We start from the raw sequence: 24,273 nt of genomic DNA on the forward strand, positions 1-24,273 counted from the left end.
AAATTTAGGTTGTCAGATGCTTGTTATCAACTATTTATATGCCATAACAAGCACCTGAAAACCCGTTTCAAGATACTTTCTTACCCAAGTATTTACAATTTCTTAACATAGTTTCTTTCTACTATCGTAGAAACTTTCAGAATTTTGCATCCATAATAATATGAACACCAATATAATCATACTGTAATAACTTAACCCCAAAAAACTTATGTTTGGCTTAGAAACCGACATTTTTCTGTTACTCTCCTTCTGCCTTTTGGCTGCCTGCGCATTCGAATTCATCAACGGTTTTCACGATACTGCCAATGCTGTTGCTACCGTTATTTATACCAACTCCCTTAAACCAACGCAAGCCGTTGTTTGGTCGGGTATAATCAATTTTATAGGAGTCTTAACCGGCGGTGTAGGCGTAGGGATGAGTATAGTTAACCTACTACCCGTAGAATTATTAATCGACCAGAATGTGTATCATAGTATAGCTATGGTATTAGCTTTGTTGTTTAGCGCTATTATCTGGAACTTCGGAACCTGGTATTTTGGTATTCCGGCGTCTAGTTCTCATACACTTATCGGTGCTATATTAGGCGTAGGTTTAGGTTATGCCCTTCTGCCCGAAAACACAACAGGTGTTGCGGCGGTAAACTGGGACAAAGCCAAAGAAATATTTTACGCATTATTTTTATCGCCCTTGGTAGGTTTCAGCTTAGCTGTTATTCTGATGTTTACGCTCCGCAGAGCCCTAAACAAAGATGTAAGAAAACAGATGTTTGAAGAACCAAAGAAAAACGAAGAACCGCCTTTCTGGGTAAGAGCTATTCTGATAACTACCTGTACGCTTGTAAGTTTCTTCCACGGCCGTAACGATGGACAAAAAGGTATCGGCCTTGTAATGTTGATTCTGATTGGTATTTTGCCTGCTTATTTCGCTATTAACAATACAATTGATTTTGATAAAATCAGACCTGATTTAGATACAATCTCGCAGAAAATAGCAATGATTGACTCTACCAAAACATCAGACGTTGAGAAAGAAAGAATTGGACAAATTAAACAAAGTATAAGTTTTCTGAACGCTTTGGCCGATAGCAATCAAGTAGATAAATCTGATGCGTTAGATGCTCGTAAAGCCTTATTAACCATTAGTGGGAACACCAAGAAACTGGTAGACGATAGCGACATCAAATTAAGCGCCGCTGATAAAGCAGCCCTGAAAGCTGCCGCAGTGCAAGAAGAAAAAGGTATCAGAAAATATACCGACCACGCACCAATGTGGGTAATTCTGATGATTTCGCTTTCGTTGGGCCTTGGTACCATGATTGGCTGGAAACGAATTGTTGTAACTGTTGGAGAAAAAATCGGTAAGTCTCACCTTACTTATGCGCAAGGTGCATCAGCCGAGTTGGTTGCTGCAACTACTATCGGTTTGGCTTCATGGTTCAAACTTCCTGTTAGTACTACTCACTCATTGTCGTCGGGTATTGCCGGTACAATGGTGGCAAGTAAAGGTATTAAAAACTTACAGTCGGGTACTATCAAAAATATTGCACTTGCCTGGGTACTTACATTGCCCGTTGCTATCATATTATCAGCCACCTTGTTCCTTTTCTTCCGCTGGATATTATAATTTATCGCTTGGCAAAAGCTCAAAAAGCTGATTTCCCAAAAATCTTAAGTTTTGTTGCGAGATTCTGACTTATCTTTAGTCCAGAATCTCGCACATAATCAATACCGGGCATAATTTCATTAATTATGCTTTTACTCACCAATATGAAACCATTTTTAAAATTTTCAAAAGGCATTCTTAGCCTTCTGCTATGCCTGAGCGTAGCAAAATCAGTAGCTCAAGACCACGGTGCATTGACCGATATTGATACAACTACTGCCCGAAAACTTATCTCTACGCTCAAAAAATACGAATACATCGGCATAAGCGGCTATATCCAACCACAGTTTCAGTGGATACAAACCAAAGGAGCCAAAAACTTTAATGGTGGTGATTTTCAGCCTAATGCCAGCAATCGTTTTATGATGCGTCGTGGGCGTATCCGTTTCGATTATGCTCGTTTTACTAAAGAAAATAACCCTAAACTATACTTCATTTTTCAGTTTGATGGTACCGAAAGAGGTATCTTTATCCGTGATTTCTGGGGACGTATCTACGACACCAAATTTAATACTTTCTATCTCACAACAGGTATGTTTGCCCGCCCGTTTGGCTTTGAGGTAGGCTATGGTTCACCCGATAGAGAATCGCCGGAACGTGGCCGGATGTCGCAGATATTGATGAAAGTAGAACGTGATTTTGGTTTTATGGGAACCTTTGAACCCCGACTGAAAACCAATTTTCTGAAATACATAAAATTAGACGTTGGCTTATTCAATGGGCAGGGCGTAAACTCAGTTGCTGACTTTGATAATCATAAAGACCTAATTTCGAGGCTTTCGGTTAAGCACTTTAACCTTGCGCCAAAGCTTATCGTAAGTGGCAGTGTATCAGGGTTCTGGGGAGGAATGGAGCAGTTTACGAACCAGATTTATACCATGAATAACGCTACCCGCCGTTTTTCGGTCGATTCTTCGGCAAGCAATGTTGGTAAAATTGCGCCAAGAAAATACTTTGGAGCCGATATTCAGATACGTATCCCGAATCGTGTGGGCGAAACCGAGTTCAGAGCAGAGTATATAAGAGGGCTACAAACAGCCTTGCACAACACCACCGAAACCCCTGCGGTAATACCTATGGAAAATGGCAAATTAGCCCCCTTGTACATCCGTACTTTTGATGGTGCCTACTTCTATTATTTACAACACCTGGGCAGCAAAAAGCATCAGTTGGTATTGAAATACGATTGGTACGACCCCAACAAAAAAGTAAAAGGCAACGAAATAGGGCAAGGTTTTACGGCTGCCGACATAAGATTTAATACTTTTGGCATGGGCTACCTCACTTATCTGAACGAAAATATCAGACTGATGTTCTGGTACGAAATGCCACAGAATGAGAAAACAGCCTTGGCTGATTATAATAAAGACATAAGAGATAACAACTTTACCTGCCGGGTGCAGTATCGCTTCTAGAACCCTAGCGCTCTGAAAGTTACCTCAGTTTCTTCGGTCTTTTTTGCATTAGTACCCAGGGGCATTTGCTTGGTAGTTTTACGTTTAAAGATAGTATTGAAATTGCGTGTATGTTGCAGGCTTACACCATTTACCGTAACGTTGCTATTAAAATTATAAAAATAATTGGGCACGTTACGGCTATATGCTTTTAGCCGCCAGCTACCATCTTCGTTGAGCATCCACTCTACTTCACCACCATAAAAATAGTTTCCGGCGGTTTGTTCCTGATTTTGTAGAATAGTATTGTTTACACTCAGTTTCAGGCGATTATTACTGAAACGATACGAGAAATTAAGCTGCATATTATTGAACAGACTCTGACGAACATTGCTCAAAACACCAAGCTGCACCCCAATTTCAAGATTAGGGTCAATTTTCGAAGCAATAGTACCTAACTGATTGGTAAGCAAGTTACTTACGTTATCGAGCAATAGCTGTGAGTCAACAGCGTCTTTAAAACTGTTATCAGAGAATAATCTGTTAAGTGCCGTAATACCTACAAAGTTATTGGCTAGCAATTGCTCATCGTTTCTTAATCGTTGCTCAAAGGCAATTACTTGTGGTTGTAGATTGAGCGGTAAGCGACGTTGGTCAAACTTAATATCGTATTTTACCGTAGGTTTTGTCAGTTTATCAGTCAGAATCACATAGGCATTTACCGGATACGGCGTTTTCAGCTCGGCACTATTGGTGCTCGATACAATGCCATCGGGCAACAATACATTGGCCGTTACAATGGCACTGATACTAATATCGGCATCATAAGGGTCGCCCGACCAACGAATCCAGCTACCATCGGCAATATTAAACTTTCTTACTCTTGATATATTCTGTAAGCTAAAGTCGTATTGTCCGCTTTTAATGGTATAAGGTCCTGTCATCGTAAAGTCGCCACGTGTATCATATTCAATACTGATACGCCCACTACCTATGGCTGTTAACTGGTCTTTGTTTATCCGGTCGAATATCACCACACATTCTGCATCGGGTGTAATCGTAAAGTTAAATGCCATTTTCAGGCTCCCGGCTTCTTCTCTTACCAAGGAGTCTTTTTTTACTTCTTTATTTTTTGCTTGCTTTGTATTTCTGCTTACAAAAGTGATGCCTTCTTCTTCGGTGTCTACGCTGGTAGCACCATCAAGCGGAATCGTGATTTTTGTACCTTTTTTACTTGTCAGGTTTCCGGTAATAGCAACATTTTTAAAGTTTCCGGTAATGTGCAAATCACCTGCCGCCACACCAACACCATAAAAATCTTCGTTCTGTTTAATGTCGGTAGCCATAATTCTGAAACCATCTCGGCCACGCATATAAGCATGAAGCCCCAGCATGAAATTGCCGTTCCCACCATTAAAAATCCCTCCGGCAAGTTCGGCTTCATTGCCATTTACCAATGCATCTCTTACCTTAAAGCCTTTTCTTACTACAAACCCCTCTTCGTTGAAATTGATTTTATCATCAAAATACAAAGGTGCATTCAGTTCGTTAAGTATCAGGCTTCCTTTCTCTACATCTACACTTCCTCTAATAATAGGGTCTCCCGGAGTTCCTTTTATTGTCAATACGCCCGAAGCATAACCGCCGACATTTGAAAAAATATCATCAACAAACGACTGGAATATTTCAAGATTAGCCTTTTTCAGGTTTGCTTTCAGGTTAAGCGGGTCGTATTCGTCTTTAGGGTCATAAGTGCCCGATAAGCGGAATATCTCATTGTTGATTCTGATAATATTACCCGTTACATTCAGTTTCTGCTCTTGGTTATCCCATAATACCTGCCCTGCTACTGTACCAATCAGGCTGTTTTTATATACCAGTTCGTCAATACCAAATTCACTTGTTATAAGGCCGTCACGGTAAATATCTCTAATCATAAGTTTACCATTCACAATCCCTTTCAGGTCTACATTTGTGAGCGGCTCAATGGTTTGCAGGTCAAAATCGTGCACATCTACATAGGCTTCTTTCTCACTATCGTTAGAGAACAAGCCATTGAGCGATATACTCTGGTTTTTGTTCGAAATAGCTACATCCTGAAAACCAATATCCGAGTTGTAGAAATTAATCTGGTTGTTTTCTGCCAGCAACCATGCTTCGCCCAGCAAATCAAGTCTGGTATTTTTATGATTAAAGGCTACGGTTATTTCGTCGGGCAAGAAAGTAAGCTTACCAAACAACTGGGCTTTGTTAGCACTCTTTTGTTGTTTTATTTTGGCATCAAATTCTATCACATTGGCCTGCCCCCATGTACCGTTTACCTCTAGTTTTTCGGTCGGAGCCATATCGCCCAGTTTTTGTCTGGCCGAATTAAAAACCAATGAGGTCAGAATTTTAGAAGAGCTTACTTCTTTAGAGGTATTAAAATCGAGTTCATTATTATAAAAAGCAAAACTTCCGTGGCGAAGGGTATCAATTTTACCACCCAGCGACACCTCAACGGTATTTCTGATGTTCAGTTGCCCGTTTAGCTCTGTATTAGGCGATATGAATAAATCTGGATAGAAATACGCAAAGAAAGGCTCTGATTTTTTGAATAATAACTTATAGTTGAGGTTGTATCGAGGTTGTACAAAACCAACAGGCAGATTAGCATAATAAGCCATGCGGTCGGCTTCCTTTTCAGTGAAATACTGGGTGTATTCTTTCGAGAAGCGCATTACATCATTAATTACCTGACTAGGCGTAAACTTCCCCGTAATATCAATATTAAAAAACTCTGAGAGCAAACTTATACGGCGGGTATCTTCATCTAAAGAAGAGGTTACAAAAACCGAATCAATACCCAGAAGCCTTTTATCATATTGCAAAACTGTATGCAATAGCTGCGCTTTTCCAATCCAGTTATCAAGCTCATTTCCTCTGAAATTAAGGTTTAGTTCCGAGCGGAGTTTTACATCATTTTTCGAGTACCCAAGTGTTTTAAGATTTGCATTCTGCAATATACCATGAATATCAAAAATATTCAGTTCTTTGCTAAAATCAACTCTTCCACCTACATTAAAGGTAAGGTTTGTATCTTTTACACTCACCCGGCCTTCAAACAATGACTGGCTCATTTCGCCATTTACGGTTATATTTTTATAGTCGTAGCCATTAAACCATATATGATGCACATTACCGTCGAAATTCAGTAAGGCATCTTTAATTGTAAGACCTTTGCCTTTAATCTCTCCGTTAAACGACATTTTCTGCAAGGTATTCTCTTCATTTACAAGTTTACCTAGTTCAAGGTCATTGACCATGAGCGAACCCGAATAAGTTGGCAATGCTTTACCGTCAGGGATTTTCATGGTGATATTACCAGCTACAAGACCTAACTGAGATTTCACAAAGGCATCGGTCGTGAAATCGTTATAAAGGCCCTTGAATATTCCGGCAAAATTTACTTTCCCAAATTTATGAACGTGCTTCAGATAAAGCGAATCGCCCACATACTGGCGGGCGTCGGGCGCATCAATCTGCGATGGCTTCCAGTTCAAATCCATTACTGCCTTTCGCAAATCAGGCATGTGCTTAAAAGCTATTTCGCCATCGAGATAGCTATTTTTACCAAACTTAAGATTAAAGTTCCTGACTCGAAAATCATGCACGGTTCCCTTGAAATCGCCGTTGAGCAGGTAGTCTTCATGGTACTCATACATATCGGTAGCAAATCTTGCCAGGTCTTGCGCATCAATTTCACAATCCTGCAAGTCGCCAACCATTTCTACTTTTTCGTTAAAGTCTTTAAAGTCTCTTGGCGTTACATAATTAAAATGTACCGAGCGCTTGAGTGTAGAGTTGTTTATGCGGGCATATAAATCGTCGAAACGCATATGTTGGCGAGAATAAAAAAACTGAGTATTCAGCTCTTTTATCTCAAGATTACTCCGGCGGTCGGTTCCTTTCAGGTCTGTAAGGGCAAACTTGATAGTATCGCCCTGAATGAAGAAATCTTTCAGAAGCCCCTGCACTCCATGTACCGTAAAATTATTGTAGTCAAATTCTTCTTTCGGGAAACGTGCTATGTCGGGGTCTTGAAGCGTAAAAGTGCCACCTTGTATATAAGTTTCATCAATCGTAAACGGAATATTGTGTTCTATCCGCACCTTGGCTGTGTCAGGTGTTGAGGTAAGCTCTTCTATCTTGGCAATCCATTTATCAATATTCAAATCACCATCAGCCTCATAGATAAGCTTTACCCGAGGGTCAAGCACCATCACATAATCAAGGTTGTTATCAAAAGTCAGAAAGGTATTCCAGCTAAAGTTGAAATTGGTTTTAGAGTTCACATACAATTCTTTCACAAAAATCATTTCACGGTCTTTGTAATCATAAATCGTAATATTCTCTAGCGTAATTTCATCGAACCAGGTAAGCTTTGCCTTCTCTATTTTTACTTGTGAGCCTAGTTTTTCAGACAGAAACTGCGTGGCTCTTTGCAGTGTAAGGGTTTGCACCACAGGCAACTGCAAGGCATAGAATATCACCATTATACTCATAAAGATAATGAGAATAAGATTGAGCAGTATTCTGGTTGATATTTTAAGTATTCGGCGCAAAAATTTAGCGGATCAACAAAATAATTAACAAAATAATGAATTAGTGAATTACTGAATAGTAATTTTGTGTTCTGTTTAATAAATAATTACAAAGAAAGGGAACTCCGAAACCTTAGAACACAAAATTTTAATCTTTAGTTTTGAATATATTAGCTATCGAATCTTCTTGTGACGAAACGTCAGCAGCTGTTATTTCTAACGGTAAAATCTACTCTAACATTGTAGCAGGGCAGCTAATTCATGAGCGTTTTGGCGGTGTAGTACCCGAATTGGCTTCTCGTGCCCACCAACAGCATATTTTACCAGTGGTTGAAAATGCCTTAAAGCACGCAAATATAGCAAAAAATCAGCTAAATGCCATAGCTTTTACCCGTGGGCCGGGTCTTTTGGGTTCTTTACTGGTTGGCACATCGTTCGCCAAAGCTATGGCTCTTGGCCTGAATATCCCCCTGATAGAGGTTAACCATATACAAGCGCATGTGCTTGCACACTTTATTGACGAGCCTGCACCGAGCTTCCCTTTTTTGTGCCTTACAGTAAGCGGCGGCCACACACAAATTGTGCTGGTGCGCAACCACATGGATATGGAAGTAATAGGCCAGACACAAGATGATGCCGTGGGCGAAGCCTTTGATAAAACCGCAAAACTTCTCGGTTTACCATATCCTGGTGGCCCATTGGTTGATAAATATGCCCAACAAGGCAACCCGGAAGCATACGAATTTCCGCTGTCAGAAATGCCAAAATACAATTTCTCGTTTAGTGGTATAAAAACTGCTATTCTGTACTTTTTAAAGGCAAACCAGGCTAAAAACCCTGCTTTTGTTGAAGAAAATATAGCTGATATTTGCGCTAGTGTGCAGCATACATTGATAAAAATGCTCTTGCAGAAACTCCGTAGAGCAGCCCGTGATTTGAATATTAAAGAAGTGGCAATTGCCGGTGGTGTTTCGGCCAACTCGGGGCTTCGTAAGGCATTGCAAGAAATGGGTGAGAAAGAAAGATGGAATGTATATATACCCCAGTTTCAGTATTGTACCGATAACGCCGGAATGATTGCAATGGCCGCTCACTTTAAGTATCTGAAAGGCGAATTTACCTCTCAGGAAGTAAGCCCATTGCCCCGCATGGATTGGTAATTATAAAGCGATTTGTCTTTAAAAATTAAGGGCTTTGCCGCTTGGCAAAGCCCTTAATTTTTTATTTAACAGCAACCTCTTTGTTCCTTTTTCTTGTTTGTGCTATTCTAAGCACCTCCTGCCCTATCTTTATACCACACTTGTTGCCTTCATCGCAACCTGACCAATAATGAATACCACCATACATACGGCTTACACTAGCCATTAAAGCGGCTTCTCTGAACGATTGAAAAGACATAACTCCATGCCCGTGTTTATATTCTGTTGAATCAGTAAAACTCACTTTATCGCCATGCACAAAACTAAATACTTCTGCAGCAGCGGCCGAAATAGTACTATGCCCACTTGTATATTCAGGAAATGGCGGTGTTTGCAAAAATGGTTGCCATTTAGGGTCAAGCTCGGTATTAATAACTGTTTCAGGGCGAATCTTTATACTACGGTATTTTTCGTGCCAGCAACTGATAAAACCATCAAGAAGCGCGATTGAACCTAGCACATATCCTTCAACACTTTTCTCAAAAGAAGCTTTTGTTTTGCGTGACACCGTTGTATGAATAGCCAGCCAATGCCCCCCGGGTGTCATTTTTTTATTGGCAAACATTACGTGCCCCATTACATTCATTACAAATGGGTTGTCATCCCAAAACCAGGCGATTCTCTTTTGTTCTTCAGTCAGGTTTTTACCTAAATCATATACCTGCATGGTTTCTTTCCAGAATGCGCTCTTGCGGTCTTTGTTATAGGCCGGAGGTGGCGGCGGAGGGAATTGCCCTGCCGAATCTAGGGTAAAAGCACGTATTTTATTCCATTCAGGCTCACATGCATCAGCGTAAGCAGGTGGTGTAGGCACCCACGTACCCGGCAGGTTAGTTACCGTAAACCTTATACCACGTGTTTGTTTGTATTTATCGCCACCCGAATATCTTATTACATGTGCAGCTACACTGTCACCAAATGCCATTGAACGCTCAATAACATCTTGCGGAATATCCATTTCTTCATATTTTTTGTAGAAAGTTTTCTCGTAGTCGTCAAAGAAATTACCTGAAAAAGTGAGTGTACGAGCTACTTTCAAAAATGCCCTTGTACTAGCCAACGGAAAACAATAATCTTTGCCATTCTCTGGCATTGGTCCTTCTTTAAAGCCTTTTACTTTATTGGCTAGAGACTGATATTCAGGAAAACCAGGCACCATAGCCTCATAACCTGCCAAAGTAGCATAAGCATAAATACGGCTGGCTACAGGTGGTTTAAAAATATCATGAATAATAACATCTGTCAATAATTCAACAGATTGATGAAAAAGCTCCGGGTCAGCGGCTTTGGCGTTGTAGGTCTTGGCATCACTTTTAGGCTTACAAGCATAGAAAGAAAAACCAATAACAACTACACTCAAAAAGAGGAATGATTTTTTTAACATGGGTAGTGCAATCGAACTAAAAAAAACACAATTAATAAATGCAAACTTACAAAATTTACTGAATTAACTATGATGATTTTAATCATTTTCTGATTAATATTATTTATAAAAAAAAGAATTTTTACTCTAAAAACTGTCTTTTGCAGCCTATAATGTTATAAGATTATTCCTTACATTTAAAAATGTGTTGATTTGGCTCGCTCAAAACACCTCTATTTTTAAATTATAATTAAAATCCTAAACAACCTCAACGTTAAATAAAAGAGTTAAATCATAAAACAGAAATAATACATATAATTTATTTTTTTTTCTTAAAATGCCAATTAATTATAAGAGGCACATTTATGAATAAAATTTTCGCTGTCTTTGATGCTTTATTTTGCATCTTTCAACGCTTTCGGCTGTGGTTTCTGATAACATATTTTTCTTTTATAATTTTAGCCAACTTCGATGTTTGCGCCCAACAACTGCCTCCTGAGCAGATTTTTGAAGAGGCCATCAGTTTTCTGGTAAAAACCCAATGCGATTCTACCATCAATGGAAAGCAATATGCAGGCGAATGGCCTGTTTATATGAACCTTAATGAACCCTATTTTTTTATTGGCCGCAAACAAAAAGCGAGAGATTCAAATTGTTTCAATATCTCGGCGGTGCACAACTTTCTGGCAGAAATCTATCTACAAGATACCTCTCTGCTTGAATTAAAGCCTGTACTAGCCAAAGCCTTTCAGGAAATTCAGTCGTACGAAGTAGACAAACGTTATAACTTCTGGAAATTGCTGCCACCAAATCGTAAACTATACTGGATAGGCAGAGACCCTAAATTATTAGTCAGACGGCCCACCAATTACAGACTGAGGTCGAGATTTATCAATAAAACTGCCAATGTACCCGAAGATGCCGACGACACTGCACAAGCCAATACAGCCGTTTATTACCATAATCGTATTTTTAAAGATACCGTAAGTGCTTTATCATATCTCGGTTTTGACGAATTTTTAGACACAAAACGTAAAAACCGTAATTGGTATAATGTTACAACCCCTACTCCTCGTCATTCGGGGGCATTTCTCACCTGGCATTATCCTGAATATCAATACACTTTCTGGAATCCTGTGAATTCTTTTTTTTCGCTCATGTTCATATTTACACCGTTCAGTTCAGGTTTTCCGGTTGCTTATCAACCTTGGGTTCCGTTCGGGTCTAATGATGTAGATGTTGTAGTGAATAGTAATGTACTAAACTATCTTGCCTTAAGTAGACAAACTTCTGAAAGTGAAGGCAAAAACGGAGCGATAAAGCTTATCGAATACTGTATTAATAAAAAACTATGGCATAGTGCGGGTGTTTACTATCCTAATTATTACCATATAGACTATGCCGTGGCTAAGGCCTATGCTAATGGCATAAAAGAATTACAAAGCGTTGCAGGCAAAATTGCTCAACACCTGCTTGAATCACAGAACCCTGATGGAAGTTTTGAGAGCAGTAAATGGGTAAATAAAAAGGACATTGTTCAATCAACGGCGTATGCACTACATGCCATGCTAGATTTATGTTTGGGTGGTACAGAGATTCCTGACGAAAATATTAAAAAAGCTTTTGCGTTTTTGCTATCAAAAGCACAAAGAAACAATGGTATATGCTATTGGGAAGGCGGGGTATATTTTTCGGGCGGAACGTTGTTAAGAAACATACTTATCTGGCAGTCGGATGCTTATACTACTGCCATGATAGCCAAATGCTTTCAGCGATATTATTTATAATATTTACCGTTTCATACCCCCAATTAAACGGTTCGTGTAATTTTTTAAGAAATTCATCTATCATTTTAAGCCTTTCCACAACCAATTACGTCTTGTTTATGTTGTTTGTCTGAAACGAATAAACATCCCTGCGTGTCTTTAACAGAGAAATTTGTTGTTCAGGCAGGCACTTTAGCACATTTTAAATGGCAACCAACAAACGAAAGATATTCAATGACCCCGTCTATGGCTTCGTAACCATACACTCTGATTTAATTTACGACCTTATCGAGCATCCTTTTTTCCAGCGTTTACGTCGTATAAAGCAATTGGGTATGGCCGAGTTTGTGTATCCTGGTGCATTACATACACGCTTTCATCATGCTTTAGGCGCTATGCACCTGATGCACGAAGCCCTGTTGGTGTTGCAGGCAAAGGGAAACCCAATAGCCGAAAACGAGTTTGAGGCTGCACAAATAGCCATTTTGTTGCACGATATAGGGCACGGGCCGTTTTCTCATGTGCTCGAATATACTATTCTTGACGAGGTTCATCACGAGCATATTTCGTCATTGTTGATGGAAAAACTGAACCATGAATTTGGCGGAAAACTCTCGTTGGCTATCGAAATGTTTAACGGTACTTATGAGCGGGATTTTTTCCATCAGTTGATTTCGAGCCAGCTTGACATGGACAGAATGGATTACCTGAACCGTGACTGCTTTTTTACAGGAGTGGCCGAGGGGACTATTGGTGTTGACCGTATCATTAAGATGTTGAACGTGGTTGGCAATCAACTGGTAGTAGAAGAAAAAGGACTGCTTAGTGTTGAAAACTTTCTGAACGCACGGCGGCTGATGTACTGGCAAGTGTATTTACACAAAACAGCTATTTGTGCCGAAACCATGCTGATTCAGATTATAAGACGTGCCCGTGAGCTCATAAACCAGGGCGAAGAAGTATTTGCCAATCCGCCGTTTATGATTTTTTTAAAAGAAAACATCAGTTTAAAAGCGTTTCAAAGCAATGATAGGTATTTGCAAGCGTTTACACTTTTAGATGATTACGATATATGGGCCTGTGTAAAAAACTGGCAGTTTCATTCTGATAAAGTTTTATCGACCATTTGTCGGGATTTACTGAACAGAAACCTGTTCAAAATCAAAATATCGAACCAACCCATAGAAGAAGCACTCATTATTTCATTAAAGCAATCACTCATTGACAACGGTATCCCAAGCGAGCAGTTAAGTTATTTTCTTACCGAAGGTGACGTAAGCAACAAAGGCTACGTAAGGGGCGACGAAACAATTTATATCTGCACCAAAAACAAAGAAGTAGTAGACATAGCCGATGCCTCAGATTTGCCCACTATCAAAGCACTGAGCAACATCGTGAAAAAATACTATGTATGTTGGGGCAAAAATGTATATTTGCAATGATTTTGCTATGTTGTGGATAATTTTTGCATTATTTTAAGATTATTTTCGACAAAAAGTATTTTGTCGGGATTTTATAAATTTATAATGTTTTAGTTTACACCTTACGCAAATTTAAACACGCTGAAGTATCTTATGCAATTTACGATAAAGCAAATAGCCCACTTGCTTAATGGAGAAGTTAGAGGAGATGGCTCCCTGACTGTCAGCAAGTTAGCTAAAATAGAGCAAGGAAACAAAGGTGACATTTCTTTTCTGGCTAATCATAAATACGAACAGTTTATTTACACTACCAAAGCTTCGGCTGTCATTGTTGGCAAAGATTTCGTTCCTAAAAAAGACATTTCGGCTTCGTTGATTGTAGTTGATAACCCTTATACCTCGTTTACACAACTGCTTGAAGAGTACCAGAAAATTTTGAACTTTTCTAAGAAAGGTATTGAACAACCGGTCTTCGTTGGCGAAGGTTCAGAAATAGGAGAAGGCATTTATCAAGGTGCTTTTTCGTATATCGGAAACAATAGTAAAATAGGCAAAAACGTAAAAATTTACCCGCAGGCTTATATTGGCGACAATGTTGTAATAGGAGATAATACCCTTATTTATGCTGGTGTAAAAATATATAACAATTCGGTGATTGGCAATAATTGTGTCATTCATGCAGGAGCCGTAATAGGCAGTGATGGCTTCGGTTTTGCACCACAAGAAGATGGCTCCTATCGCACAATTCCGCAATTAGGAAATGTGGTGATTGAAGATAATGTAAGTATTGGTGCCAATACAACTATCGATTGTGCTACAATGGGCTCTACGATTATCCGCCAGGGTGTAAAGATTGATAACCTGGTTCAGATTGCACATAATGTTGAAATCGGAAAAAATACCGTAATTGCAGCCCAGAACGGAATAGCCGGCTCGAGTATTATTGGAGAAAACTGTGTGTTTGGCGGACAAGTAGGTATTGTTGGCCATATTTCAATAGCCAATGGCACGAAAGTTGGTGCACAATCTGGAATTACAAAAACAATTAAAAAAGAAAATACTTCTATATCGGGTATGCCCGCCTTTGAACTAAACGATTATCTGCGGTCTGTATCTATTTTCAGAAAACTTCCACAATTAGACAAACAAGTGCGTGATTTAGAAAAACGCCTTGAAGAATTGATTGAGGAAGGCTTATTCTCTGAGGCATAAATACAGCGTACAACAGAAAATATGAAATTTGCCAATGAACGTTAAACAACAAACCATCAAAAACAAAGTGTCAATTACAGGCGTAGGCTTGCATACTGGCGAAAACGTAACGCTTACTATACAACCTGCACCAATTAACCACGGTTACAAGTTTCAAAGAATAGACTTAGATAATAAGCCCATTATTGACGCTGATGTAGATTATGTAGTAGATACCTCACGGGGTACTGTTTTAGAAAAAGACGGCGCGAGGGTACATACTACTGAGCACATTTTGGCAGCCTTGGTTGGTCTTCAGATTGACAACGTTTTGATACAGATAGATGGCCCTGAGATTCCGATTTTAGATGGCAGCGCCATTAAGTTTGTTGAATTGCTTGAAGAAGCAGGTTTTGAAGAACAAGCATCTTTACGCAATTACTACGAAGTAACAGAGGCTATTCATTATCGTAACGACGAGCGCAGCATTGAACTGGCGGCTTTGCCACTTAATGATTATCGTGTTACGGCTATGGTCGATTACAACTCGGCTGTTTTGCATAGCCAGCATGCACAATTACACAATATTGCGCTTTTTAAAGAAGAAATAGCCCCTTGCCGTACGTTTGTTTTCTTACATGAGCTAGAAGCACTTTTCAAAGCAGGGCTTATTAAAGGTGGCGATATTGGCAATGCCGTTGTGATTGTTGATAAAGAAGTATCGCCAGAAGAAATCGAGAGCCTTTCTGCACTACTCAATAAACCAAAAATTGAGGTTGGAAAAACAGGTATTCTTAATGATGACCCTCTGCGTTTCCCGAACGAACCGGCACGTCATAAACTATTAGACGTAATGGGAGACCTTGCTTTGGTAGGTCGCCCTTTAAAAGCCCATATTCTGGCTGCTCGCCCAGGCCATAAACCTAACATCGAGCTTGCCAAAAAAATCAAGAAACAAATGCTTGATTCGGCTAAAGGTGCGCCGCAATATGACCCTAACACCCCTCCTGTATTCAATGTAAACGATATAGCCAAAGTTCTGGCTCATCGCTATCCGTTTGCCTTAGTTGATAAGATTGTGTACCTCGACGGACAAACCGTGGTTGGTATCAAAAATATCACTATGAACGAACCACAGTTTACAGGCCACTTTCCTGAAAATCCGATAATGCCGGGGGTATTACAAATAGAGGCTATTGCACAAACTGGTGGTGTATTGGTACTTACAGGTACCGGAAACCCTGAAGCATACTGGCCGTATCTGGTAAGTATAGATAACTGCCGATTCTATAGAAATGTATTACCGGGCGATACGCTGATTATCAGATGTACGCTGATTAATCCGGTAAAACTGGGTGTAGCTAAAATGCATGGTGAAGCATGGGTGGGTAAAAACCTGGTTTGCGATGTAAATATGATAGCCCGATTAATAAAAAAAGACAAGATAAAGCCACAAACCACCGCTTAAACTTTGGCTTCTCTGAGGCTATGGTTTAAACCCACAAATAAGCACTAAGCAATAATCAAACAATTATGAATCAACCATTAGCATTCATACATCCAGACGCCAAAATTGCTCATAACGTTGTTGTTGAGCCATTTGCTGTGATTAACAAAGACGTAGAAATCGGAGAAGGTACATGGATAGGCTCTCATGCTATAATAATGGAGGGCGCAAGAATCGGTAAAAATTGCCGTATTTTTCCCGGAGCAGTTATCTCTGCTGTTCCACAGGATCTAAAATTTAAAGGTGAAGAAACAGTAACTATCATCGGCGATAACACTACTATCAGAGAGTGTGTAACCGTAAATAGAGGAACAGTTGATAAATATCGCACCGAAATTGGTTCAAATTGCTTAATTATGGCCTATGTTCATATTGCCCACGACTGTATTGTTGGTAGCAATGTGATTCTGGGTAACTGTGTGCAATTAGCCGGACACATAACAGTAGGCGACTACGCAAATATTGGTGGAATGTCGGCCGTACAACAATTTGTTAAAATCGGCAAGCATACTTATATCGGAGGTTGTTCACAAATCCGTAAAGATGTGCCACCTTATATTAAAGCTGCCCGTGAGCCACTTACTTATGCAGGTATCAACTCGGTTGGTCTTAGACGCAGAGGTAAAACCGACGAAAAAATTGCTGAAATACAAGATATTTATCGCTATATATACCTGAAAGGCTTAAATAACAGTGATGCTACAAACCAGGTAGAACTAGAGTTTCCGGCTACACCAGAGCGAGACGAAATATTGAATTTTATTTCTAATTCTGAAAGAGGAATCATCAGAAGCCCTTCAAAAAAAGTTGCGGAAAGTGAAAATTGAGCTCGCTGATATAGGCAAGAAATACCGCAACGAATGGATTTTCCGTAAAACCAACTTAACATTCTCAGCCGGCGAAAGTTATACTTTTGTTGGCCCGAATGGGAGCGGAAAATCCACTCTTTTGCAGGTTATTGCAGGTGTTTTACCCCAAAGCGAGGGCAAAATCACCTATTCTTCTGCCAATAAAGAAATCAGCATTGATGATATTTTCAAAGAAATTACCATTGCTGCTCCGTATCTTGAGTTGGTAGAAGAATTTACGCTACTCGAAACAGTAGAATTTCATCAGCAGTTCAAGCCTTTCAAAAACCAAATTTCTCCTGTTCAATTGCTTGAACTCATACAATTGGCTCAGCATAAAAACAAAATGGTCAAGAATTTCTCGTCGGGTATGAAACAACGCCTTAAATTGGGCTTGGCGTTTTATTCCGACTGCCCCATTATTATGCTCGACGAACCAACTTCAAACCTTGATGCACAAGCCACAGCGTGGTACCTAAGCCAGGTAGAACAACATACACAAGACCGTTTGCTAATTATTTGTTCTAATCAGCCCCACGAGTATACTTTCTGCAAGAATATTGTTGATATTAGAGATTTTAAGTTAAAGTAAGACTTTATTCTGCTATTCCTTCATAAAATCAATATTGCGTCTTAAACCTTCCAGTTTGGTTCTTTTTACTGCCGACCTACGGAAAATCTCCTGAAAGAGTTCTTCTGTTATTTCTTCCCAGTCTTTTTTGGTAAACTCAGCCAACTCGGGGTGTAAATTAAATTCGGGTGTAGTATGTGGGCGGGCAAAGGAGTTCCAGGGGCAAACATCCTGACAAATATCACAGCCGAAAATCCAGTTTTCAAATTTACCTTTTACCTCATTGGGTATCGCTTCTTTCAACTCAATCGTAAAATAGCTAATACATTTGCTGCCATCTACTACATAAGGCTCTACAATGGCATCGGTCGGGCAAGCATCTATGCAGCGGGTGCAAGTGCCACAATAATCTTTAATAGCGCCATCAGGTTGTAGTTCGAGGTCACAGATAATTTCTCCGATAAAGAAAAAACTACCCATCTCCCTATTAATCAGATTAGTATGTTTACCAACCCAGCCTACGCCGCTTTTCTTAGCCCATGCTTTGTCCATCACCGGGGCAGAATCTACAAAAACTCTCCCGTTTACCTCCCCTATTTCTTCCGAAATCGTCTCCATCAAATCCTTTAGCCTGTCTTTCATCACAAAGTGATAATCTTTGCCATAAGCATATTTAGATAGTTTCAGGTCTGAGCCTGTTTGAGGCAGTTTTTGCTCTGGATAATAATTCAGAATAAGCGTAATTACCGATTTTGCACCTTCTACCAATAGGCGTGGGTCAAGGCGTTTGTCGAAGTAATTGGCCATATAGGCCATTTTACCGTGGTAATTCTTGTTGAGCCATGCTTCAAGGCGAGGGGCTTCTTCTTCCAGAAATTCGGCCTTAGATATACCACAAAAATCAAAGCCGAGTTCTTTGGCTTTGGCCTTGATAAGATTGGCATATTTTACTGAATAAGATTGAAGCATGCTGCAAATATACGGCTAATAGCGAGGATATTGCTTCATAGAAGATTCATTAACAGATTTAATAAAAATAACTATACCTCAAAATAAGAATTTAAGGTATGTGAGCCATAAAAGATACCCACGAATTACTATCTTTAACACAATTTTAATTTAAATAACAAAACAATCTACTTTCATGAAAAAAAGTCTGTGCATTTTAATTCTTAGCATTGTATCTATCACAACTTTCGGGCAAGTTATACCAAAAGGAACACGTTTTATCGGTGGAGATTTGAGCTTCAACTTTTTATCAATCCAGGAAGATGGCGTAATGGAAGGCAACTCTATTCAATTAGGCGTGTCGCCTGCCTATACTCAATTTGTAAAAGACAACTTCTCTATTACCTATGTATTAGGGTATAACATTCAATCAACAGGTACCAGAACAAGCTTTGGTAATCAATTTTATTCAGCTGCAACTCATACCGTATCAGCAGGGGTTCGTTTTGCGAACTATAAAATGATTTCTGATAAATTAGGTCTTTCAGTTCAGTATGGAGGTCAGGTTGGCTATTTATTCAATACCATATCAAGAGATATTGCGCAAGGCAACAATGTTCAAGGGGTAACTTTGGGTATTAATGCAGGTCCGGGAATAATCTATTTGCTCAACGAAAAATTTGCGATTGAAGGCACGGCTTCAATAATAAACCTTAATGTAGCTTACTCTTGGATAGATAATGATAATATCATTAATGTTGGCACTGGTTTAAGCGCCAGCCCGGGTTTGGGTATTGGTTTCAGATACTTTTTGAAATAGCCTTAAGCACGAAGTTATCAAACTCATGCTTATCAGATATATGTATTTCTATAGACACATAAAAAAAATAGTTAAGCTCTTGCGCTTGTAGCAAGGGCTTTATTTTTACCATGTCTTTTTCGGTAGTAATAATTTGCGGCAAAGTACCTGCTTGATTGAAAACAGCCTCAATCTCTTTGCGTGAAAAAGCAAAGTGGTCGGGGTAATCAATTATTTTATCAATCTTGTAGCCCTGTGCATTCAGATAATCAATAAACACTTCCGGCTTAGCAATGGCAGTCAGCACGGTAGCCGGATTTTGTGGTGCAAAAGCCTGCTGGTTTGCATAAGAAACAATAGGCTTGTATTGAATCTTTGAAAAAAACACAGGTATATTGGCCAAAGTATACCGGCTTATGTTTTCTTTCATACTTAGCCTAGTACTCACCGAAATATGCTCGGGGCACTTGCTTACAATTACGGCATCGGCTCTGTTGGCACTTTGGCGAATATCTCTTAGCTTCCCTACGGGTGCCAGATGGTCGGTATAGAAAGGTCTGTTATAATCACATAAAAGCAGGTTGAGGTGCGGGGCGATTCTTCGGTGCTGAAAGGCATCATCTAAAACTATCAGTTCGTTTTTCGGAAAATCAGTTTGAATTTTGTTTACACCAGCTATTCTATCTTCACACACCACGACCTTGATTTTATCTTTGAATTTCTGGTAATACTGCATCGGTTCATCGCCTATAGTTTTGGCGGTAGCATTCTCGTCAGCAAGCACAAAGCCTTTGGTTTCACGTTTATATCCCCTACTCAAAATGCTCATCTTGTACTTATCGGCCAGCAAATTGACCAGATATTCAACATGAGGGGTTTTGCCTGTACCACCCAGATTAAGGTTACCTACATTGATAGTAAATACTGCCGGACGAGTGCTTTGTAAGATTCCTATGTTATAAAACCAATTTCTTGTATAAATTGCGGTTGCCAATAATAAGGTAAGCGGGAACAACAGTATTTGTAAAATCAGGCGTATAACAAATCTCATAAAGTTTGTATTAAGCATCAATTGTTAGTTTTTTCACACTTTTTCGCAAGAAAACAACACAAAAGCTGTTATCTAGTGGCATAAAAAATAAAACTTTCTGTACTTTTGCCAAAATTAAGCATTTTTCGATGGGGCTGAAAGCGAAATGGTCTAAACACTTATTGAAGTTTAAATTTGAAGCAGGGACTTCTCGTGGTGTTTATACAGAGAAAGAAACTTTCTATTTAAAAATATCTGATACCGAAAACCCAACGGTTTTCGGCTTGGGAGAGATTGCCCCTTTGCATGGCTTGAGCATTGATTTTGTTCCTGATTTTGAGCAGGTGCTCGATAATGTTTGCGATACTTTTAATAGCCTCGATTTAGAGGTTTTTCCGTGGAATCTGAACATTATTCTTTCACAATTGATTGATGATGCTTTCCCATCGGTGAAGTTTGGTTTTGAAACTGCCTTGCTCGATTTTATGAATGGTGGCAAAAGAGTAATTTTTGATAATGATTTTGTTGATGGTCGAAAAGTGATTCCAATTAATGGGTTAATCTGGATGGGAAGTAAGGAATTTATGGTGAGCCAGGTTGAGGAAAAACTAAAAACCGGATTTGATACCCTGAAACTGAAAATAGGTGCTATTAATTTTCAGGACGAACTGGGCATTCTTGCTTCTATCAGAGAAAGATTTACTCCTGAGCAAATCAGTCTGCGAGTTGATGCCAACGGTGCATTTGCGGTAGAAGAAGCTGAGCAGAAACTAGCCCAACTTAGCACTTATACGCTACATAGTATTGAGCAGCCGATAAAAGCCCAACAGGTAGAGGCAATGGCTGAGCTAAGTGAGAAAAGCCCTGTACCGATTGCCCTTGACGAAGAACTGATTGGCGTGAGCGACTACGTACAGAAAATGCAATTGTTGAAGAAAATAAAGCCTCAATATATTATTCTGAAACCTACCCTACTCGGCGGACTACAACACTGCCGTGAATGGATTGAGATTGCTTCAAGATTACAAATAGGCTGGTGGATAACCTCTGCACTAGAATCAAATATCGGGCTTAATGCTATTGCGCAGTTTACTGCCGAATACAAAAATACACTTCCGCAAGGCTTAGGAACTGGTGGTTTGTATCATAATAATATAGACAGCCCGCTTACAGTAGAAAACGGTAACCTTAAATATGATACCAATAAAGATTGGGATTTGAGTTTTGTTGGGGTTTGATAGTATTATAAAAGTTTAAAGGCTACTAATTATGCGTGCCTTGGATTAGTTCTTGGATTAAGTGTGCCACGGCCATGCTTGGACGAGTATAGCCGTGATACACTTAGGCGTAAATCTGCTTTAAAACATCGGCATTTAGCTCTTGATTTACTAGATAACGATAGGTTTCATCATCGAAACGATCCAGATTAGTACCAAAAACCTCTCTGGTTCTGATGGTTTCTCTTAGAATAATTTCCTGCCCCAATATCAGCCTTATTTTTTCCCAATCGTTGTAGAAATACTCTTGTAATAAGGGAATAATTTTATGCAAAAATACTTTATATAGTTCCTCTACTGTAGTTACTTCAAGCAAATACGCATGGCCGATGGTATGGTTTCGGTCGAGTAAAAACTCAATGCGTTGGTTTATTTTGCTGAGTAGTTTTTCTAAATCAATATCAGCTATTTCTTTCAGTAGATATGGTTTTGGCATCAATTCCTGAAATTCAAACCTACGGCGTAGTGCTAAATCGAGCAGAGCAATTGAACGGTCGGTGGTGTTCATGGTACCGATAATATGCAGATTAGCCGGAACCCCAAAACGCTCTTGCGAATAAGGCAGAATAACCGACAATTCGTTGCTTGCTCCAAGCCTTTTATCAGGCTCAATAAGCGTAATTAACTCGCCAAAAACCTTTGAGATATTGGCACGATTCAGCTCGTCTATAATTAACACATGGCTTTCGGCATTTTTAAACTTCTGCTCACGGTTTTCTTTCTTGTCATCAATACAAGCGGCAAAAGTGTTATAACCTGCCTTTTTCAACGCTTCTTGACAAGCCTTGTAGAATATCCCTTTTACAACCTCATAATGAATCTGCCCGCCCTTACTGATGGGGCGAAGTCCCTCAATAAACTCTTCGTAGCTATATGACTGGTGAAATGTAATAAACCTTGCCTGAGTCTGGCGGGCTATATTTTGGGCCTCATAGGTTTTGCCCGTACCCGGAGGGCCATAATACACCAGATTAAGCGGAATATCCAGTTTTACAGCATAATTGCCCGTCTCCTCACCCACTAAGCTTAAACCACCACTTTCGGGCAAATATGGGCTATCGGGGTTATCCATTTCCCAGAAAAGCTCGTTTCTTAAGTTTTCGTCTTCGGCTACCTGATAAATATATGGGTTATGGTGTTCTTTTCGGGCACTTGATATTGCTCTTCCTTTTAGTTCTTCCAGACACTCCTGCCAGGCACGTCTTATCTTAATATCGTCAATAATATGCTTTTGCTCAAAGGGTATATGGGCATAAAAATAATCAGGATTATTGAGTGGCGTGGTTTCTATGCCCTTGTATTTGGTAAACAATTGCTCATGCCGATTACAGAAGATGAGGTCGAACCAGATACCTTTTTTATTTCTGAAATCGAGGGCTATATAATTGTTGACATTGGCCGAAATAGCCTTGTCTTTGCGTATCGTAAAGGCTATTCTGGGGTCATCAACACCCAGATTGGTTACTTCTATTAACTCTTGCAAAAGCACAAAAAAGCGCAAAGAAGCTTCTTTGCTTCCGATTTCGCGCAGTTTTTTAATAAGTAACTTTTTATTATCTATTGGTGTATTCATGTTTTTTGTCATATGTACCCTCTATTAGCGCAACAATAGTAGCAGATTTGATTTTTTTATCATAATATTAGGTTGAGAATTAACAAATTTAGCCTAATTCTATATCAACCTAAACACTTAACGTTATAAAATGCCTAAAAAACTTCTTTTACTCGTAAACCCTTACTCGGGTTCGGGTAAGAGCCTTGCAGCTTGTGAGTACCTGAAAAAAAAACTCACCGACTACACATTTAACACCATTGTGAGCCAATATAAAGGCCATTTCGCTGATTTTTTGAGTAAAGAAGACTTAAACCAATACGAAAAAATCATCATTTTTGGTGGCGATGGCACCATGCATGAGGTAACAAACGGTATTGCTGAAAAGGGGGCAACCCCTCCTATGCTGCTGTTTCCGTGTGGTGGTGGCAAGGCCCTGAACCATGATATTAACAACCTCGACTGGGAAAGTTCACTACAAAAATTCAAAGTAAATAATACAAAGCTGATAGATATTTTTAAGCTCCGCTTCGCTGACACAACAGACGCACAGCCTTTGTATGGATTCAATGTGATTGGCTGGGGCTTGGTTTCTTACATCAATGCTACTGCCGAGAAACTCCGCTGGGTTGGTGGCTTACGTTATAGCCTAGCGGCCATTATCCATATTTTCAAGAATCCTTCTTTTGAAGCCAAAGTGGTGGTTGATGATGAGGTGTTTACGGGCAATTTTTGCTTTGTGCTGGCCTGCAATACCCAACATACGGGCAAAGCCATGAAAATAGCTCCGCTGGCTGTGTTAGACGATGGTCTGCTCGATGTGCTTGTGATAAAACACGTGCCTTTTTATCATTTGCTACGCTTGTTTCCGCTCATATTTTCGGGTAAGCACATTCATTCGCCATTGGTTATTTATAAAAAAGCACGAAAATTCAGCATTGATGCCGAACCATTGTCTTTGGTGCTTGATGGCGAAGTAAAAGGCCAAACACCCCTGCAAGCCGAGGTGCTGCCTAATAAGTTGAATATGATTGTGTGAGATTATGTAAACACTTATCTAAATTGTGCTATAAGCCCATAGCACAATTTACTCCCCGGCTATAATCAGCCCAACAATACTAAAACTCCCCTCTTTTTCTGCCAGAATATAGTAATTCGTTT

The 24,273-nt window shown here is 39.6% G+C and carries 17 protein-coding genes; 12 read left to right on the forward strand and 5 right to left on the reverse strand.

All coding sequences use genetic code 11. From position 1 onward, the window contains the following. Positions 1-208: 208 nt before the first annotated feature. The gene (locus WAE64_RS11680; protein ID WP_340236625.1) at positions 209-1,624 is read left to right on the forward strand and encodes an inorganic phosphate transporter; all 1,416 of its coding nucleotides are present in this window, start codon (positions 209-211) and stop codon (positions 1,622-1,624) included. Positions 1,625-1,767: 143 nt separating this feature from the next. Beyond that, the gene (locus tag WAE64_RS11685) at positions 1,768-3,078 is read left to right on the forward strand and encodes a porin (protein ID WP_340236627.1); all 1,311 of its coding nucleotides are present in this window, start codon (positions 1,768-1,770) and stop codon (positions 3,076-3,078) included. Here the strand turns inward: WAE64_RS11685 and WAE64_RS11690 are convergent. Further along, entirely contained in the window at positions 3,075-7,661 is a 4,587-nt protein-coding gene (locus WAE64_RS11690) for a translocation/assembly module TamB domain-containing protein (RefSeq protein ID WP_340236630.1), read from the reverse strand. The two genes, WAE64_RS11685 and WAE64_RS11690, sit on opposite strands and share 4 nt — an antisense overlap. A 140-nt stretch (positions 7,662-7,801) precedes the next feature. On the opposite strand from WAE64_RS11690, the gene tsaD reads away from it, so the two are divergent. Then, the gene (tsaD, locus tag WAE64_RS11695) at positions 7,802-8,800 is read left to right on the forward strand and encodes a tRNA (adenosine(37)-N6)-threonylcarbamoyltransferase complex transferase subunit TsaD (protein ID WP_340236631.1); all 999 of its coding nucleotides are present in this window, start codon (positions 7,802-7,804) and stop codon (positions 8,798-8,800) included. A 61-nt stretch (positions 8,801-8,861) separates the two neighbouring features. Here the strand turns inward: tsaD and WAE64_RS11700 are convergent, their stop codons facing one another. Beyond that, a complete protein-coding gene (locus WAE64_RS11700) occupies positions 8,862-10,223 on the reverse strand; it encodes a vanadium-dependent haloperoxidase (protein WP_340236634.1) in 1,362 nt (453 codons plus the stop codon). Between the two features lie 344 nt (positions 10,224-10,567). On the opposite strand from WAE64_RS11700, the gene WAE64_RS11705 reads away from it, so the two are divergent. The 6 genes from WAE64_RS11705 to WAE64_RS11730 all read left to right on the forward strand — a co-directional run bounded on the left by WAE64_RS11705 (position 10,568) and on the right by WAE64_RS11730 (position 17,527). Next, entirely contained in the window at positions 10,568-11,989 is a 1,422-nt protein-coding gene (locus tag WAE64_RS11705; RefSeq protein WP_340236636.1) for a prenyltransferase/squalene oxidase repeat-containing protein, read from the forward strand. A gap of 185 nt (positions 11,990-12,174) precedes the next feature. Further along, positions 12,175-13,410 (forward strand): HD domain-containing protein, encoded by a 1,236-nt coding sequence (locus WAE64_RS11710; protein ID WP_340236638.1) that lies wholly within the window; start codon positions 12,175-12,177, stop codon positions 13,408-13,410. Between the two features lie 132 nt (positions 13,411-13,542). Beyond that, positions 13,543-14,601 (forward strand): UDP-3-O-(3-hydroxymyristoyl)glucosamine N-acyltransferase, encoded by a 1,059-nt coding sequence (gene lpxD / locus WAE64_RS11715; RefSeq protein WP_340236639.1) that lies wholly within the window; start codon positions 13,543-13,545, stop codon positions 14,599-14,601. Between the two features lie 34 nt (positions 14,602-14,635). After that, positions 14,636-16,048: a bifunctional UDP-3-O-[3-hydroxymyristoyl] N-acetylglucosamine deacetylase/3-hydroxyacyl-ACP dehydratase gene (locus tag WAE64_RS11720; RefSeq protein ID WP_340236640.1), complete on the forward strand. Its 1,413-nt coding sequence runs from the start codon at positions 14,636-14,638 to the stop codon at positions 16,046-16,048. 65 nt (positions 16,049-16,113) lie between these two features. After that, positions 16,114-16,914 (forward strand): acyl-ACP--UDP-N-acetylglucosamine O-acyltransferase, encoded by an 801-nt coding sequence (lpxA, locus tag WAE64_RS11725; RefSeq protein WP_340236641.1) that lies wholly within the window; start codon positions 16,114-16,116, stop codon positions 16,912-16,914. After that, on the forward strand, positions 16,904-17,527 hold the full coding sequence (locus WAE64_RS11730) for an ABC transporter ATP-binding protein (RefSeq protein ID WP_340236643.1): 624 nt from the start codon (positions 16,904-16,906) through the stop codon (positions 17,525-17,527). The genes lpxA and WAE64_RS11730 overlap by 11 nt, the downstream gene beginning before the upstream one ends. A 12-nt stretch (positions 17,528-17,539) precedes the next feature. Here WAE64_RS11730 and queG read toward each other — a convergent pair whose 3' ends face one another. Then, on the reverse strand, positions 17,540-18,475 hold the full coding sequence (gene queG / locus WAE64_RS11735) for a tRNA epoxyqueuosine(34) reductase QueG (protein WP_340236645.1): 936 nt from the start codon (positions 18,473-18,475) through the stop codon (positions 17,540-17,542). Positions 18,476-18,650: 175 nt separating this feature from the next. On the opposite strand from queG, the gene WAE64_RS11740 reads away from it, so the two are divergent. Continuing rightward, a complete protein-coding gene (locus WAE64_RS11740; RefSeq protein ID WP_340236647.1) occupies positions 18,651-19,274 on the forward strand; it encodes a hypothetical protein in 624 nt (207 codons plus the stop codon). On the opposite strand, the gene lpxK is transcribed toward WAE64_RS11740, so the two are convergent. Continuing rightward, the gene (gene lpxK / locus WAE64_RS11745) at positions 19,255-20,304 is read right to left on the reverse strand and encodes a tetraacyldisaccharide 4'-kinase (protein ID WP_340236648.1); all 1,050 of its coding nucleotides are present in this window, start codon (positions 20,302-20,304) and stop codon (positions 19,255-19,257) included. The two genes, WAE64_RS11740 and lpxK, sit on opposite strands and share 20 nt — an antisense overlap. Positions 20,305-20,432: 128 nt before the next feature. Between lpxK and menC the strand changes: the two genes are divergently transcribed. Then, entirely contained in the window at positions 20,433-21,521 is a 1,089-nt protein-coding gene (menC, locus tag WAE64_RS11750) for an o-succinylbenzoate synthase (RefSeq protein WP_340236650.1), read from the forward strand. 103 nt (positions 21,522-21,624) lie between these two features. Here the strand turns inward: menC and WAE64_RS11755 are convergent, their stop codons facing one another. Beyond that, the gene (locus WAE64_RS11755; RefSeq protein ID WP_340236652.1) at positions 21,625-23,133 is read right to left on the reverse strand and encodes an McrB family protein; all 1,509 of its coding nucleotides are present in this window, start codon (positions 23,131-23,133) and stop codon (positions 21,625-21,627) included. 130 nt (positions 23,134-23,263) lie between these two features. On the opposite strand from WAE64_RS11755, the gene WAE64_RS11760 reads away from it, so the two are divergent. After that, the gene (locus WAE64_RS11760; RefSeq protein ID WP_340236654.1) at positions 23,264-24,151 is read left to right on the forward strand and encodes a diacylglycerol/lipid kinase family protein; all 888 of its coding nucleotides are present in this window, start codon (positions 23,264-23,266) and stop codon (positions 24,149-24,151) included. Positions 24,152-24,273: the final 122 nt, after the last annotated feature.

Origin of the sequence: Emticicia soli (genome assembly GCF_037860775.1) — a bacterium.
Taxonomy (GTDB): Bacteria; Bacteroidota; Bacteroidia; order Cytophagales; family Spirosomataceae; genus Emticicia; species Emticicia soli.

Bases quoted from the DNA above. Each gene is read 5' to 3' on its own strand.
- WAE64_RS11705 (WP_340236636.1), top strand. From the start codon at position 10,568: ATGAATAAAATTTTCGCTGTCTTTGATGCTTTATTTTGCATCTTTCAA.
- WAE64_RS11685 (WP_340236627.1), top strand. From the start codon at position 1,768: ATGAAACCATTTTTAAAATTTTCAAAAGGCATTCTTAGCCTTCTGCTA.
- WAE64_RS11720 (WP_340236640.1), top strand. From the start codon at position 14,636: ATGAACGTTAAACAACAAACCATCAAAAACAAAGTGTCAATTACAGGC.
- WAE64_RS11680 (WP_340236625.1), top strand. From the start codon at position 209: ATGTTTGGCTTAGAAACCGACATTTTTCTGTTACTCTCCTTCTGCCTT.
- WAE64_RS11755 (WP_340236652.1), bottom strand. From the start codon at position 23,133: ATGAATACACCAATAGATAATAAAAAGTTACTTATTAAAAAACTGCGC.
- WAE64_RS11760 (WP_340236654.1), top strand. From the start codon at position 23,264: ATGCCTAAAAAACTTCTTTTACTCGTAAACCCTTACTCGGGTTCGGGT.
- queG (WP_340236645.1), bottom strand. From the start codon at position 18,475: ATGCTTCAATCTTATTCAGTAAAATATGCCAATCTTATCAAGGCCAAA.
- lpxK (WP_340236648.1), bottom strand. From the start codon at position 20,304: ATGAGATTTGTTATACGCCTGATTTTACAAATACTGTTGTTCCCGCTT.
- lpxD (WP_340236639.1), top strand. From the start codon at position 13,543: ATGCAATTTACGATAAAGCAAATAGCCCACTTGCTTAATGGAGAAGTT.
- WAE64_RS11710 (WP_340236638.1), top strand. From the start codon at position 12,175: ATGGCAACCAACAAACGAAAGATATTCAATGACCCCGTCTATGGCTTC.
- WAE64_RS11740 (WP_340236647.1), top strand. From the start codon at position 18,651: ATGAAAAAAAGTCTGTGCATTTTAATTCTTAGCATTGTATCTATCACA.
- lpxA (WP_340236641.1), top strand. From the start codon at position 16,114: ATGAATCAACCATTAGCATTCATACATCCAGACGCCAAAATTGCTCAT.
- WAE64_RS11700 (WP_340236634.1), bottom strand. From the start codon at position 10,223: ATGTTAAAAAAATCATTCCTCTTTTTGAGTGTAGTTGTTATTGGTTTT.
- menC (WP_340236650.1), top strand. From the start codon at position 20,433: ATGGGGCTGAAAGCGAAATGGTCTAAACACTTATTGAAGTTTAAATTT.